Source organism: Serratia sp. Res13-Sevr-LER1-36-b, assembly GCF_015673035.1.
In the GTDB taxonomy this organism is placed as follows: domain Bacteria; phylum Pseudomonadota; class Gammaproteobacteria; order Enterobacterales; family Enterobacteriaceae; genus Chania; species Chania fonticola_C.
Genome location: NZ_JADACK010000005.1, coordinates 648,385 through 662,065, shown reverse-complemented (window position 1 = coordinate 662,065; position 13,681 = coordinate 648,385). Strand labels below are relative to the sequence as shown.

General features: G+C 54.0%; 14 protein-coding genes and 1 pseudogene. 10 read left to right on the top strand and 5 right to left on the bottom strand.

The window, feature by feature from the left end; translation table 11 throughout:
- Positions 1-9: 9 nt before the first annotated feature.
- The 3 genes from IMQ33_RS04115 to IMQ33_RS04105 all read right to left on the bottom strand — a co-directional run bounded on the left by IMQ33_RS04115 (position 10) and on the right by IMQ33_RS04105 (position 3,492).
- Positions 10-1,794 carry a GMC family oxidoreductase gene (locus tag IMQ33_RS04115; RefSeq protein ID WP_098931364.1) on the bottom strand — a complete coding sequence of 595 codons (1,785 nt, stop codon included), beginning with the start codon at positions 1,792-1,794 and terminating at the stop codon, positions 10-12.
- A gap of 2 nt (positions 1,795-1,796) precedes the next feature.
- A complete protein-coding gene (locus IMQ33_RS04110; protein ID WP_098931366.1) occupies positions 1,797-2,522 on the bottom strand; it encodes a gluconate 2-dehydrogenase subunit 3 family protein in 726 nt (241 codons plus the stop codon).
- A 307-nt stretch (positions 2,523-2,829) separates the two neighbouring features.
- Positions 2,830-3,492 (bottom strand): transglycosylase SLT domain-containing protein, encoded by a 663-nt coding sequence (locus IMQ33_RS04105; RefSeq protein ID WP_021178197.1) that lies wholly within the window; start codon positions 3,490-3,492, stop codon positions 2,830-2,832.
- A gap of 109 nt (positions 3,493-3,601) precedes the next feature.
- Between IMQ33_RS04105 and ghoS the strand changes: the two genes are divergently transcribed.
- From ghoS to IMQ33_RS04080, 5 genes are all read left to right on the top strand, one after another.
- Entirely contained in the window at positions 3,602-3,901 is a 300-nt protein-coding gene (gene ghoS, locus IMQ33_RS04100) for a type V toxin-antitoxin system endoribonuclease antitoxin GhoS (protein ID WP_098931367.1), read from the top strand.
- Positions 3,902-4,030: 129 nt separating this feature from the next.
- On the top strand, positions 4,031-4,969 hold the full coding sequence (locus IMQ33_RS04095; RefSeq protein ID WP_065685993.1) for a metal ABC transporter substrate-binding protein: 939 nt from the start codon (positions 4,031-4,033) through the stop codon (positions 4,967-4,969).
- Positions 4,966-5,856 (top strand): manganese/iron ABC transporter ATP-binding protein, encoded by an 891-nt coding sequence (locus tag IMQ33_RS04090; RefSeq protein WP_196062505.1) that lies wholly within the window; start codon positions 4,966-4,968, stop codon positions 5,854-5,856. The genes IMQ33_RS04095 and IMQ33_RS04090 overlap by 4 nt, the downstream gene beginning before the upstream one ends.
- Positions 5,856-6,719, top strand: coding sequence for a metal ABC transporter permease (locus tag IMQ33_RS04085; protein WP_024486841.1), 864 nt, complete (start codon positions 5,856-5,858; stop codon positions 6,717-6,719). Before IMQ33_RS04090 ends, IMQ33_RS04085 begins: the two co-directional genes overlap by 1 nt.
- Positions 6,719-7,579 carry a metal ABC transporter permease gene (locus IMQ33_RS04080; RefSeq protein ID WP_024530033.1) on the top strand — a complete coding sequence of 287 codons (861 nt, stop codon included), beginning with the start codon at positions 6,719-6,721 and terminating at the stop codon, positions 7,577-7,579. The genes IMQ33_RS04085 and IMQ33_RS04080 overlap by 1 nt, the downstream gene beginning before the upstream one ends.
- A gap of 20 nt (positions 7,580-7,599) precedes the next feature.
- Here IMQ33_RS04080 and IMQ33_RS26070 read toward each other — a convergent pair.
- Positions 7,600-7,701 (bottom strand): annotated as a pseudogene (locus tag IMQ33_RS26070) (N-acetyltransferase); the annotation flags it as partial.
- Between the two features lie 247 nt (positions 7,702-7,948).
- Here IMQ33_RS26070 and IMQ33_RS04075 point away from each other — a divergent pair.
- A complete protein-coding gene (locus IMQ33_RS04075) occupies positions 7,949-8,818 on the top strand; it encodes a fructosamine kinase family protein (RefSeq protein ID WP_065685990.1) in 870 nt (289 codons plus the stop codon).
- An 88-nt stretch (positions 8,819-8,906) separates the two neighbouring features.
- Here the strand turns inward: IMQ33_RS04075 and IMQ33_RS04070 are convergent, their stop codons facing one another.
- Positions 8,907-9,467: a YniB family protein gene (locus IMQ33_RS04070; protein ID WP_098931369.1), complete on the bottom strand. Its 561-nt coding sequence runs from the start codon at positions 9,465-9,467 to the stop codon at positions 8,907-8,909.
- A gap of 214 nt (positions 9,468-9,681) precedes the next feature.
- On the opposite strand from IMQ33_RS04070, the gene hxpB reads away from it, so the two are divergent.
- The 4 genes from hxpB (at position 9,682) to IMQ33_RS04050 (ending at position 13,667) form a co-directional block, all read left to right on the top strand.
- Positions 9,682-10,347 (top strand): hexitol phosphatase HxpB, encoded by a 666-nt coding sequence (hxpB, locus tag IMQ33_RS04065; RefSeq protein WP_065685988.1) that lies wholly within the window; start codon positions 9,682-9,684, stop codon positions 10,345-10,347.
- Positions 10,348-10,559: 212 nt separating this feature from the next.
- A complete protein-coding gene (gene kduD, locus IMQ33_RS04060; protein WP_173409404.1) occupies positions 10,560-11,321 on the top strand; it encodes a 2-dehydro-3-deoxy-D-gluconate 5-dehydrogenase KduD in 762 nt (253 codons plus the stop codon).
- Positions 11,322-11,542: 221 nt separating this feature from the next.
- Positions 11,543-12,091 carry a metal-dependent hydrolase gene (locus tag IMQ33_RS04055; protein WP_024530036.1) on the top strand — a complete coding sequence of 183 codons (549 nt, stop codon included), beginning with the start codon at positions 11,543-11,545 and terminating at the stop codon, positions 12,089-12,091.
- Between the two features lie 184 nt (positions 12,092-12,275).
- The gene (locus IMQ33_RS04050) at positions 12,276-13,667 is read left to right on the top strand and encodes an L-cystine transporter (RefSeq protein ID WP_065685986.1); all 1,392 of its coding nucleotides are present in this window, start codon (positions 12,276-12,278) and stop codon (positions 13,665-13,667) included.
- Positions 13,668-13,681 lie beyond the last annotated feature (14 nt).

Below are 13,681 nucleotides of genomic sequence, written 5' to 3'. Positions count from 1 at the left end.
CTCGCATCCTCATGCCTGCACCAATGGGCCTGGGTTTTTCAGATACTGCTCGCGAATGGCGCGGGCAGACCAGTAGGCCAACGCGGCAACGGTGCCGGTCGGGTTGTAGCCCAGCCCCTGCGGGAAGGCCGATGCGCCGATCGAGAACACGTTATGCACGTCCCAACTTTGCAGATAACGGTTTACCGCGCTGGTCTTGGGATCTTCCCCCATCACCGCACCGCCGTTCATGTGCGTAGTTTGGTAGCTGGTGGTATCGAAATGGCTGTTGGCGTTTTTCGGGCTGCCGGAAATCAGTTTCGGGTTCATCGCCTTGGCGATCGGGGCCATCTTGTTAAACATAAACTGCGCCATCTTGATGTCGTTTTCCTGCCAGTCGAAGGTCATGCGTAGCAGCGGTTGACCAAAGACGTTCTTGTAGGTCGGATCGAGATCGAGGTAGTTGCTACGATAGGACTGGTGCGCGCCATGCGCATCCATAGAGACATGGTGCGTATAGGCATCCGCCACCGCGGCTTTCCACTTGCTGCCCCAGGCTGGAGTGCCAGGAGGTGTCGGCAAGCCGGAGATAGGCTTGGTACCCGCCTGGTTAACCCAGAACGGTGAACCACCGACAAAACCCTCTTTGCCGTGGTCAAAGTTATCCGCATTGAAATCGTCTACGCCGACGCCGTTACCACCCGCGCCAATAAACGGGTTGGTATGGACGTCCTTATCGAAGAACGCCTTGATGGTAGTCATGTTCTGGTAGGCAAAATTACGCCCAACCACCCCTTCACCGGTCTGTGGATCGTAAGGTTTGCCAATGCCGGAGAGCAGCATCAGATGCACATTGTGGAACTGGAAGGCCCCGAGGATCACCAGATCGGCAGGTTGTTCAATCTCGCGCCCCTGAGCATCGATATAGTTGACCCCGGTCGCCCGGCTTTTGTCCGCGGTCAGGTTAACCTTCAGCACGTTGGCGTTGGTGCGCAGCTCAAAGCGCTTCTCCATCCGCAGTGCTGGCAGGATATTGACGTTTGGCGAGGCCTTGGAATACATGTAGCAGGCATAACCGCTGCAATAACCGCAAAAGTTGCAAGGCCCCATCTGCGCGCCATAGGGGTTGGTATAGGAGTCTGAGGTATTGGCAGAGGGCAGATTGTAAGGGTGATAACCCACCTCACGCGCCGCCTTTTCAAACAGCTGCGCGGAGAAGGTGTTCTTCTGCGCTGGCAGTGGGAAATGGTCGGAACGGTCTGGTGCAAAAGGGTTTCCGCCTTTGTCTTTACCCACCAACTGTCCCTTCACCGTCCAGGCGGTACCTGAGGTGCCGAATACCTTCTCGGCCTTATCGAAGAACGGCTCAAGCTCGTCGTAGCTCACCCCAAAATCCTGGATCGTCATATCTTTTGGAATAAAGCTTTTGCCGTAGCGCTCTTCATAATGGCTGCGCATACGCAGCTCGATAGGATCGATACGAAAATGCACGCCAGACCAGTGCAGACCCGCTCCACCCACGCCGGTGCCTGGCAGGAAAGCAGCCAACTGGCGATAAGGCACTGCGGTTTGGCTGGTGTTGTGACGGATGGTTACCGTACTTTTGGAAAGGTCCTGGAACAGCTTGCGGCGGATATTATAGGTCAGTTCATCGATCACCTGCGGGTAGGAACCGTCTGGGTAGGTATCGCGCATCGGGCCACGCTCAAGCGCAACCACGTTCAGCCCAGCCTCGGTCAACTCCTTGGCCATAATGGCACCAACCCAACCAAAACCGACGATCACCACATCCTGCTTCTTCATTACCGTTGCCATAATTACCCTCTCTCCCCACGAATCGATACCGGTGGGAAGGGATAACGTTCCCCTCGCTCAACCCAGTCCATAAAGTCGGCGCGCGCACCCGGAAAATTAATCAGCTTCCATCCCACCATCTCTTTGTTACCTCCATGGATCGGATCGCTGAAAAAACCTTCACGGGTGTTTTGCAATAGATAAGAGAAGAATAGCTTGGCAGGCAGTTGCGCAAAATCGGCCTCACCGGATTCGAACTTCTGCAACAGCGCATCCTGTTGTGCGCCATCCAGCTCGGCGAATACTTTACCTGTCGTTTTCTTGCTGTAGGCATCCGCATCGCTGATACCCAGGTTATAAATCTGTTTCGGCACCAACGGCAGTTGATAACCCATTTCCGGTGCAACATCGGGATTGAACGGCCCTTGCATGTACCAGATTGAACCGGTGGCATAAGGCGTATTCATCTGCCGATCGATAAACTCCGGCACGCCTGCTTCCAAAGCGCCCGGGCCGCGCTCGTCCGCAGGGATCAAACGCGCAACCGCCGCCTGAACAAAGGCCCACTCTTCGGGGGTAAAGAAGGTCGGTTGATACTCTGCCTGCTTGGGAGTATCGCTAGCGGCAAGCGCGGGTGTGGGCGCCGTCAGGGCACTCACACCGCTGCCACCGATAACGGCTGCGGGGATCAGCGTCATCGACTTCAGCAAGAAATCACGCCGGGAGTTGTTGGTTTTATCGTTCGACATAGCACATTCCTTCCAAAAAAAATCACAACTATTTAACCTCAACCTCGCGGTCTATACGGAGTTTAAACATATATTGTTACGTAATTGTTTATTTTTTGAAGGTCAAAATATGAGCTTTGGCAGCAATGTTACCGGTAACTATTTGATTGAACGTAAAGTTTTCTTTGTTAATGTAAAATTAACAATTTGTGCGGTTTTTTAGTTCAAAAGGCGGGAGAACAACGGAAATGGGATGCAGAGCACATTTTTACCGGCAAAAAATAGCAAAACCGGCCCTTTCTTGAGGCCGGCTGTAGGCTATATGAGGCTAGTCGGCCATCGCTTGATAAGCAGTGGTAACCTTCCACAAGTAACGCGGCGCTTGCGGTGCCGGGTGTTTCTTCTGGATATGCTGATAAAACTCGTCCGGGCTCATCTGATTGATGCGGTTTACCGCCACACGTTTATCCGATGAGAAGGTCCGTAACATCGCGCCTGCCCCGTTCACATAGGAAACGATGGTGGCATAACGTAACGTTTGTGGATTAGTGATCCCGGCTAGCTGCTGGCTTTGAAGAATATTGATATAGGCTGTTCCCAGATCAATATTGACCGCCGGATCCTTCAACTCACGTGAACTAGGCTGCCCGTTCTTTCCTTTCATACGGTAAGCATCGCGTCCAGCGGTTGAGGCTTTCAGCTGCATGAGCCCCACGGCATTCGAGGTGCTGACCACATTCGGGTTAAACCCGGACTCCACCTGAATGATCGCCTTAATCAGCGTTTCGTCGACGCCATAGTTGCTGGCGGCCTGACGGATATAATCGTTATAAGCGACCGGTGTCCCGGTACGGTTGCTTGGTGTTTGCGGTGGGGTTTTTAGCCAACCGCCCGAAGTGCCACTGCCTGCCTGGTTGCCAGTTGTTTGCGGATCTTTCGCACAACCGGCTAATAGTACGATTGCCATCAGGCAACCTATTTTTGTTTTCACAGAATCCCTCACTCCTTTCAATGAGTTGCGTAGCATATACAACGGGTAAGGATACCTGCATAACTTTTTTGGTCTATTCTCAGGCTATCCATATACCAAGAGGTGATTTATGAGTCAATCTTCGTCCATAGGATTTGTGGTGTCTTTCACCTATCCGGAACAGAGCTTAACCGATTTAGCCAAATTAACCGGACAAATGACGCTGGCCGGTTTTTCCACCATGCTCAGCGACAGCAATGGCGTACCCCATGAGCTGGGGATCAACAGTTTTTCGCTAACAACGCCATTAAATCAAGAAGATGTCAAACAGTTGGCACAAGGGTTGGGCGAGGTGGCATTGGGGGCAAAACCCGAGGTGGAGGTAGTCACAGGCAGTGACTACTTTAAGCGGTTACATCCCGATACATAAAATGTTATAACTCACATGGCGGTACTATTTCATTAACAACAAAATAACCCCTTGGCAAAGCGTGGTGATGCTTGACTTCCGCTCAATTGATATTGATAATCATTTTCATTTGAATCAGGAGACGTCATCATGCCAATGAAAAACAACGTATTTACTCGTCGTCGTTTTAGCTTGTCCCACTTTCGCCCCCTTGCCCTGCTCTGCGTATGCCTCAGCGTTGTTGGTGTGAGCCAACCGGCTTTGGCAAAGGAAAAGCTGCGCGTGGTGACAACCTTCACCATTATCCAGGATATCGCCCAGAACGTGGCAGGCGACGCCGCTGTGGTAGAGTCCATCACCAAGCCTGGGGCGGAAATCCATGACTATCAGCCCACGCCGCGCGATATCGTTAAGGCACAGCACGCCGATCTGATTTTATGGAACGGAATGAACCTGGAGCGCTGGTTCCAACGCTTCTTCGAAAATATCAAACAAGTGCCCGCCGCCGTAGTGACCGAGGGGATCACCCCGCTGCCGATCCACGAAGGCCCGTATAACGGTAATCCAAACCCCCATGCCTGGATGTCGCCAAGCAATGCGCTGATCTACATCGAGAACATCCGCAAAGCGCTGGTACAGCACGATCCTGATAACGCGGAAACCTATAACCGCAATGCCAAAGCCTACGCTGAAAAAATCGCCGCGCTGGATGCCCCGCTACGCGAGCGTTTGTCGCGTATTCCGTCAGCCCAACGCTGGCTGGTGACCAGCGAAGGTGCCTTTAGCTATCTGGCCAAAGACTATCAGCTGCAAGAAGTCTATCTGTGGCCGATCAATGCCGACGAACAGGGCTCGCCGCAGCAGGTACGCCGGGTGATTGATACCGTGCGGGCCAACCACATTCCTGTGGTGTTCAGCGAAAGCACCATTTCGGATAAACCTGCCAAGCAGGTGGCCAAAGAAACCGGCGCACAATACGGCGGCGTGCTGTACGTCGATTCGCTGTCTGCCGCCGACGGGCCGGTGCCCACCTATATCGATCTGCTCAATGCCACCGTGCAGACCATCGCCAAAGGATTCAATCAATGAGTGCAGAGACCTTTATCCGCCCCGAACTTAGCGTGGATGACGTATCGGTCACCTATAACAACGGCCATACGGCGATCCATAACGCCAGTTTTACCCTTAGTGGTGGCTCGATCTGTGCGCTGGTAGGGGTTAACGGCAGCGGAAAATCGACCCTCTTCAAAAGCATCATGGGCCTGGTAAAACCCACCTCTGGCCAGGTGATGCTGAGCGGCCAACCGGTTGTCGCCGCGCTGAAGAAAAATATTATCGCCTACGTGCCGCAGACCGAAGAGGTAGACTGGAACTTCCCGGTTCTGGTGGAAGACGTGGTGATGATGGGCCGCTACGGCAAAATGAACTTCTTGCGCATTCCTACCAAGGAAGACCGACTGCGGGTCGATAAGGCGCTGGAACGCGTTGGCCTGAGTGAATTGCGTAGCCGACAGATCGGCGAGCTTTCCGGCGGGCAGAAAAAACGCGTATTCCTGGCCCGTGCCCTGGCTCAGCAGGGAACGGTGCTGCTGTTTGATGAGCCTTTTACCGGCGTGGATGTCAAAACCGAGAACGCCATTATCGAGCTGTTACGTTCGCTTCGCGATGAGGGGCACCTGATCCTGGTATCGACCCACAACCTCGGCAGCGTACCGGAGTTTTGCGATCGGGTGATCCTGATTAACCGTACCGTGCTTGCCGCCGGCCCGCTCGAGACCACGTTCACGCAAAGCAATCTGGAACTGGCGTTCGGTGGCGTATTGCGCCATATCAACCTCTCCGGGCCCGATCTGCACGATGACAACGATCCCCGCACCGTGACGGTAATTACCGATGACGAACGCCCTGCGGTGTTTTATGGCCATACCAAGAGCGATCCTCCGGCGCAAAGCCAGCAAAAGGAGAATAACCCCTGATGCTCGAGATCCTGCTGCAACCGTTCAACTACAACTACATGGTCAAGGCGATGTGGGTCAGCGCCATTGTCGGTGCGGCCTGCGCTTTTCTGTCGGCGTATCTGATGCTGAAAGGCTGGTCGTTGATGGGGGATGCGCTTTCCCACTCCGTAGTGCCTGGCGTGGCCGGTGCCTATGCCCTCGGCCTGCCCTATGCAGCCGGTGCGTTTTTCACCGGCATGCTGGCCGCGCTGGCGATGACGTTGGTACGCCACGTTACCCGCCTGCGTGAAGATGCCATTATCGGTTTTATTTTCTCCACCTTTTTCGCCGTCGGCCTGTTGATCATTTCGCTCAATCCGACCTCGGTGAACGTGCAGTCGATCATCTTCGGCAACATTCTCGGCATCGCAGACGAAGACGTGTTGCAAGTGGAGATTATTATCGGCGTTTCGTTACTGATCTTATGCCTGGTGTGGAAAGACCTGCTGGCGGTATTTTTCGATGAAAACCACGCGGTATCGATCGGGCTTTCGCCACTAAAGTTGAAGATCCTGTTCTTTACCCTGCTGAGTGCCTGCACCGTGGCTGCGCTACAAACCGTCGGCGCCATTCTGGTGATCGCCATGGTGATCACTCCCGGTGCTACCGCCTATCTGCTGACCGACCGTTTTGGCCGGCTGGTGATTATCGCCATCGCGATCGGTGCCTTGACCAGTGGCCTTGGTGCCTACCTCAGCTTCTTCGTCGACGGGGCAACCGGCGGCGTGATCGTCACGCTGCAAACGTTAGTGTTCCTGGCGGCCTTCCTGTTCGCACCGAAGCACGGGCTGTTAGCCTCAAAACGCCGCGTCACCCGTGGCAACTCTCCGGAGGGCAACTGATGGAACTCCTGTTGCAATGGTTCTCAGAGCCGTTCGCCTATCCCTTTATGCAACGCGCCATCATCGCGGCTATCGTCACCGGTGTCGTCTGCGCCGTGCTGTCTTGCTATCTGGTGTTGAAAGGCTGGTCACTGATGGGGGATGCCATTTCTCACGCCGTGCTTCCCGGCATTGTGTTGGCCTTTGTGTTCAGCATTCCGCTGGCGATTGGCGCATTTCTTTCCGGCATTTTCTGCGCGGTCGCGACGGGCTATCTGAAAGAACACAGCCGGGTGAAGGAAGATACGGTGATGGGGATCGTATTCTCCGGCATGTTTGCCTTTGGATTGGTGCTGTTTGCCCGCATCGATACCGATCAACACCTCAGCCATATCCTGTTCGGCAATATGCTGGGGATCACCGACGGTGAACTGCAGCAAACATTGTGGATCGCCGGGATCACGCTGGCGATCGTACTGCTCAAGCGCCAGGACTTTATGCTCTACTGTTTCGATCCGAACCATGCGCGCGTCATTGGTCTGCCGGTGAAGTTACTGCACTACGGCTTACTGTGCCTACTGGCGTTAACCATTGTGGCCTCGCTACAGGCGGTGGGAGTGATCCTGGTGATTGCGATGCTGATCGCACCGGGGATCATTGCATTCACCCTGTGCCGCAGTTTCAACCGGATGCTGATCGTCGCCACCGTCGCTTCGGTTTTTTCCTGCGTGCTGGGCACTCTGATCAGCTTTCATATCGACGGCGCAACCGGGCCGTGCATCGTGATCGTGCAGGCGCTGCTGTTTGTCATCGCCCTGCTCTATAGCCACTTCAAACCCGTGCAACGTCACGAAATCACCGTAGTTAAAACCAACCCGTAGGCGCCGCATGCGGCGCCCATTTATTGCTGCTGATAAATATCGGGCCGTGCGATCTGCCAGACAAAGTCCTGCTTATTGACCGGCTGATAGCCTACCTGTTGATACAGCCCCGGGGCACTGCTGACTCGGCTCCATTGCCCACTCCCGTGAAAATTGATTGGTTTGAAAGTAACGTCTAAACATCGTCGAGCTTTTGCCAAGTTGCAAGCTGAGACGTACTTAAATTAATCAATAGCGTATATACTTTGACCAGACACGCGGCGATGATATTTTCGTCAATAGATGGCGCAGCTGTGCGCCACATCGTGTTTTCGCCGCAGGAAAGACGCTAACCTAATGAAATCGCAGGCAACACAGAAGGGGATTACTATGTGGCAAGCCGTTAGCCGTCTGTTAAGTGAACATCTTGGCAGCGCAGAAATCCGCGAAAGGACTGAACTGCCCGGGGGAGAAATCCACCCGGCGTGGCGCGTGAGTTACGGTGACAGCGAGGTGTTTGTTAAATGTGATACCCGCGAAATGCTGCCGATATTCACCGCAGAGGCAGACCAACTGGCGCTGTTGGCGCGCAGTAAGACCGTGCGTGTCCCCGAAGTGTATGGGGTTGGCAGCGATCGCGATTACAGTTTCCTGCTGCTGGAGTATCAACCCCTTAAGCCGCTGGATGCGCACGGGGCGCACTGTCTCGGGCAACAACTGGCCCGCCTGCACCAGTGGAGCGAACAACCGCAGTTTGGCCTCGACTTCGATAACGACCTTTCCACCACGCCGCAGCCCAACGCCTGGCAACGCCGCTGGGCAGAATTTTTTGCCGAGCAACGCATCGGCTGGCAGCTACAGCTGGCGGCGGAAAAGGGCATGACCTTCGGTGATATCGACGAAATTATCGACGTGGTATACCTGCGGTTGCAACACCATCAGCCACAGCCTTCCTTGCTGCACGGCGATCTGTGGCCTGCCAACTGTGCTCAGGCCACGGATGGGCCTTTGCTGTTCGATCCAGCCTGTTACTGGGGCGACAGGGAGTGTGATTTAGCGATGCTGCCGCTTTATCCTGAATTGCCCGCCCAGATTTATGACGGCTATCAGAGCGTGTGGCCGCTGGAGGCCGGGTTTATCGAACGTCAGCCGCTGTATCAGCTTTATTACCTGCTCAACCGCAGCAACCTGTTTGGCGGACAACATCTGGTCATGGCACAGCGGGCCATCGACAAGCTGCTGCATCCAGAAACGCTCTAAACGATAAGGTGCCGCATGCGGCACCCCAGATTGATGACAAAGCGGCAATATTACTGACTTATCTTAACGGGCGCAGTATGCAGCGCCCCTACGCCACTCCGGCCATTTGCCCTAGCAACTTGAGCACAAAATAAGCCACCACGGCGATCATCACCGGCAAGATATACAGCGGGAAGTATTGCAGCAAAATGGTGTGGTGCGGCAACGTCACCCGCTCTTCCAATTGTGCACGCGTGTGCCCTTCGCTGCCCTTGGCCTGTTCCAGGATCATCTGATCTTCCAATCCTTCACGGATAAACTTCACCTGACGCGACATGCGCGCACCGGAAGTCTGCAATGCCAGGCCGACAAAAATCAGGAAATAGATAATGATAAACATCAGATTAGCGCCGCTAAACAGGCCCTTATCCACGTCCGGTACCGGTGAGTTGTACCAGAAAATATTCAGGAATGGCGTATTGAAACGCACCATGTCGACCATAACGTGGACAAAATCCAGCATCACGGCGTTGATCCCTCTGGACTTCTCACTGTGTTGATAAACAAAACCCAGCAGTGAAACCAGCGTTGAAAGTAACGCCGGGATGAAAACGACCCATCCGAAAATGCGTTTCAATATGGCAACGCGCCCAGCCTGTTGATACGTCATGTGTTCCCCTTGTAAGCGACGTAACCGTTGTTGCGCTAAGTCTACCTGTAGTTAATGAAACTCGCCCACCGTTTTCTTCGTCTTCCTGTCTGAATCCAGTGAGATCCAGCACTTTGAGAAAACACCCCGGGCCCGAAGGGTGCAGGTGTCTGAACAAAAATGATAGAGTGGCGAAAACATTTTCTTTTACTGGTGCTGCAGGAGTTAATTGTTAATGGCTTATTCGCAACGCATAGCAACCGCAATTTTTGATATGGACGGTCTACTGATCGACTCTGAACCCCTGTGGTTACAGGCGGAAATGGACATCTTCAGCTCATTGGGGCTGGATCTGTCCGATCGTCAGAACCTGCCGGATACGCTGGGTTTACGCATCGATCTGGTAGTACGGATGTGGTTCCAGGCCATGCCTTGGCAAGGGCCTTCCCAGGAGGAAGTGGCTGGCCGCATCATCGAGCGGGCCATCGAGTTGGTACGGGCAAAGCGCCCGTTGCTACCTGGGGTGCAACAAGCTCTGGAACTGTGCCGTAGCCTGGATTTGAATATTGGGCTGGCCTCCGCCTCTCCGCTACATATGCAGCAGCAGGTGCTGAAGATGTTCGATCTGGAGAGCTATTTCGATCAATTGGTTTCGGCCGAATACCTGCCCTACAGCAAACCGCACCCGGAAGTCTATCTGATCGCCGCAGAACGCCTGGGCAGCGATCCACAGCACTGCATTACTCTGGAAGACTCCTTCAACGGTATGATTGCCACCAAAGCGGCGCGTATGAAATCGATCGTGATCCCTGCGCATGAATACAGCCAGGATCCCCGTTGGGCCTTGGCCGACCTTAAGTTGCAAAGCCTCGAGCAGTTGACTGCCGCTCATCTTGCCTGATCTTGACGGCATCGGCCCCGCCGGTGCCCTTTTCCCTTCCCTGCACCCGCAAAATAAATAAAACGCCATTTCATTTTTATTGAATTAAGACACCATTCAAATTATGCTAGTCGCATAAAGAAAACACCGGGCAATTAGGTGACACTGTCACTGCCACGCGGTTGCCATCGAAAGCCCGGTGCTTTCTTCCCTCACGGCAAGAGAGCAAAGCTATGATTCTGAATTCCTTCGACTTAACGGGCAAAGTGGCGCTAATCACTGGTTGCAATACCGGCCTGGGGCAAGGCATTGCGATTGGGTTGGCGCAGGCCGGTTGCGATATTATCGGCGTGAACCGCAGTCAGCCCCTTGAGACCATGAGCAAAGTCACCCAGACCGGGCGTCGGTTCCTGAATCTGAACGCCAATCTCGGCAATATCGACGCCATCCCTTCTCTGCTAGCAGCCGCCGTTGAGGCGTTTGGCAGAATCGATATCCTGGTGAACAACGCAGGGATTATCCGTCGTGAAGACGCCCTGAATTTCAGTGAACAAGACTGGGATGAGGTGATGGACGTCAATATCAAGACCCTGTTCTTTATGGCACAGGCGGTGGCCAAACAGTTCATCAGCCAGGGCTGCGGCGGTAAAATTATCAATATTGCTTCGATGCTTTCTTTCCAGGGCGGCATTCGCGTACCGTCGTACACCGCGTCGAAAAGCGCAGTACTTGGCGTCACCCGGCTATTGGCCAATGAATGGGCACAATACCAGATTAACGTTAACGCCATTGCACCGGGCTATATGGCCACCAACAACACCCAGCAGCTACGTACCGATGAAGACCGCAGCCAGCAGATCCTCGAACGCATACCCGCCGGGCGCTGGGGCACGCCGGACGACTTGATGGGCCCGATAGTCTTCCTTGCCTCGGCAGCGTCCGACTACGTTAATGGCTACACGCTCGCGGTAGACGGTGGCTGGCTCGCTCGCTGATCTCCACAGCAAACATATCCCTCCCCGAATTTGGACGGGCGCAGCATGCAGCGCCCCTACATTACGAGTCTTCCTGTATACCGCGCCCGTCAGAAATACTGTTTCAACCCTTTGTAAAACGGCGTAAAATTAACAACTCGTTACAGGGTAACCGCTTCCGTAACTGTAAAAATTCCCATATACTGGATAAATTAACAGTTTAGTGACCGGAATATAGCAACATGACCGCGGAAGGACATCTCATATTTTCAGTTGCCTGCGCGATCTTTGCCAAGAAAGCGGAGGTGACTCCCGTGCTCGCCGCTGGCGATTGGTGGCACATCATTCCTGCCGCGCTACTGACGTCACTGCTACCCGATATCGATCACCCTAAATCCATCTTGGGCCAGCGCCTGCGTTGGATCGCTATCCCAATCTCACGCGCCTTTGGTCACCGTGGTTTCACCCATAGCCTGCTGGCGATCGTCGGCGGCATGTGGTTATTTCAGCTAGAAGTGCCGCGCGGTTGGCCTATCCCTGCAGACGTGCTACACGCCATGATTATCGGTTATTTCAGCCACCTGCTGGCCGATATGCTCACCCCTGCCGGCGTGCCGTTACTTTGGCCCTGCCGCTGGCGTTTCTGCTTGCCAATATTGAATTCACAAAAAGGCAACCAGCTGGAGCGGGTACTGTGTCTATGCCTGGTAGCTTTCGCCATTTACTGGCAAGGGGATTACACTCTTCCGGTGCAGTCATATTTTGAGCAAATAAAAAATATTAGACTGTGATCACAAAAAAACGCCTATTTTTACGCCTTTCCGCTCATTGCATCGACGATTTTCAGTCAAAAGTTATATTAAATTCTTTTTAGATATAAGTGCGCTTCATCGCAAACTGTTACGATATTTACATCGCATTACATCGGTGCGTGGCACCTTTAATTATATAAAAACAAGATTGGAGACATTGGGGATGAATCTACCGCTCGTATTAAACGTGCTGGTTTTTGCCGCCCTCCTTTTGCTGTTGGCGCAAACCCGCCACAAGCAATGGAGTCTGGCTAAAAAAGTGCTGGTTGGCCTGGCACTGGGTGTGGTGTTCGGTTTGGCACTGCAACTGGTTTACGGCTCGGACAACCCGGTGCTGAAAGAGTCCATCAGCTGGTTTAACATCGTCGGTAACGGCTATGTACAGTTGCTGCAAATGATCGTTATGCCACTGGTTTTCGCCTCTATCCTGAGCGCGGTAGCCAAGTTGCACAACGCTTCTTCGCTGGGCAAAATCAGCTTCCTGACCATTGGTACCCTGCTGTTTACCACGCTGATTGCCGCACTGGTGGGCGTATTGGTCACCAACCTGTTCGGTCTGACCGCAGAGGGTCTGGTCCAGGGCACACAAGAAACTGCTCGTTTGTCGGCGATTGAAACCAACTACGCGGGTAAAGTGGCCGATCTGAGCGTACCGCAACTGATCCTGTCATTCGTACCGAAAAACCCGTTTGCCGATCTGACCGGGGCTAACCCAACGTCAATCATCAGCGTGGTGATTTTCGCTGCCTTCCTGGGTGTAGCTTCTCTGCAACTGCTTAAAGATGACCAACCGAAAGGCCAGCGCGTGCTGGTAGCTATCGATACCCTGCAAGCCTGGGTGATGAAGCTGGTCCGTCTGGTGATGAAGCTGACTCCTTACGGCGTACTGGCGTTGATGACCAAGGTCGTTGCAGGCTCCAATATCCACGACATTATCAAGCTGGGCAGCTTTGTGGTTGCCTCTTACCTTGGTCTGGCGATCATGTTCGTGGTTCACGGCCTGCTGCTGAGCTTCACCGGCGTTAACCCGCTGAAATTCTTCCGCAAGGCGTGGCCGGTGCTGACCTTTGCCTTCACCAGCCGTTCCAGCGCTGCCAGCATCCCGTTGAACGTGGAAGCACAGACTCGCCGTCTGGGCGTGCCGGAATCAATTGCCAGCTTCTCGGCTTCATTTGGTGCCACTATTGGTCAGAACGGTTGTGCGGGTCTCTACCCGGCAATGCTGGCGGTGATGGTTGCGCCAACCGTAGGCATCAACCCTCTGGACCCACTGTGGATCGCAACGCTGGTCGGCATTGTTACCGTCAGTTCAGCCGGTGTTGCCGGTGTGGGCGGCGGCGCGACCTTTGCTGCGCTGATTGTGCTGCCAGCGATGGGCCTGCCGGTGACCCTGGTCGCCCTGCTGATTTCGGTTGAACCGTTGATCGACATGGGCCGTACCGCGCTTAACGTTAGTGGTTCGATGACCGCAGGTACCGTCACCAGCCAACTGATGAAGCAGACCGACAAAGCCATTATGGACAGCGAAGACGAAACGGAACTGGCTCACCGGTAACCCTAGACTGATCT

Coding starts and splice junctions, on each gene's coding strand:
- IMQ33_RS04115 (WP_098931364.1), bottom strand. CDS start 1,794: ATGGCAACGGTAATGAAGAAGCAGGATGTGGTGATCGTCGGTTTTGGT.
- IMQ33_RS04110 (WP_098931366.1), bottom strand. CDS start 2,522: ATGTCGAACGATAAAACCAACAACTCCCGGCGTGATTTCTTGCTGAAG.
- ghoS (WP_098931367.1), top strand. CDS start 3,602: ATGAGTCAATCTTCGTCCATAGGATTTGTGGTGTCTTTCACCTATCCG.
- IMQ33_RS04095 (WP_065685993.1), top strand. CDS start 4,031: ATGCCAATGAAAAACAACGTATTTACTCGTCGTCGTTTTAGCTTGTCC.
- IMQ33_RS04090 (WP_196062505.1), top strand. CDS start 4,966: ATGAGTGCAGAGACCTTTATCCGCCCCGAACTTAGCGTGGATGACGTA.
- IMQ33_RS04085 (WP_024486841.1), top strand. CDS start 5,856: ATGCTCGAGATCCTGCTGCAACCGTTCAACTACAACTACATGGTCAAG.
- IMQ33_RS04080 (WP_024530033.1), top strand. CDS start 6,719: ATGGAACTCCTGTTGCAATGGTTCTCAGAGCCGTTCGCCTATCCCTTT.
- IMQ33_RS04075 (WP_065685990.1), top strand. CDS start 7,949: ATGTGGCAAGCCGTTAGCCGTCTGTTAAGTGAACATCTTGGCAGCGCA.
- IMQ33_RS04070 (WP_098931369.1), bottom strand. CDS start 9,467: ATGACGTATCAACAGGCTGGGCGCGTTGCCATATTGAAACGCATTTTC.
- hxpB (WP_065685988.1), top strand. CDS start 9,682: ATGGCTTATTCGCAACGCATAGCAACCGCAATTTTTGATATGGACGGT.
- kduD (WP_173409404.1), top strand. CDS start 10,560: ATGATTCTGAATTCCTTCGACTTAACGGGCAAAGTGGCGCTAATCACT.
- IMQ33_RS04055 (WP_024530036.1), top strand. CDS start 11,543: ATGACCGCGGAAGGACATCTCATATTTTCAGTTGCCTGCGCGATCTTT.
- IMQ33_RS04050 (WP_065685986.1), top strand. CDS start 12,276: ATGAATCTACCGCTCGTATTAAACGTGCTGGTTTTTGCCGCCCTCCTT.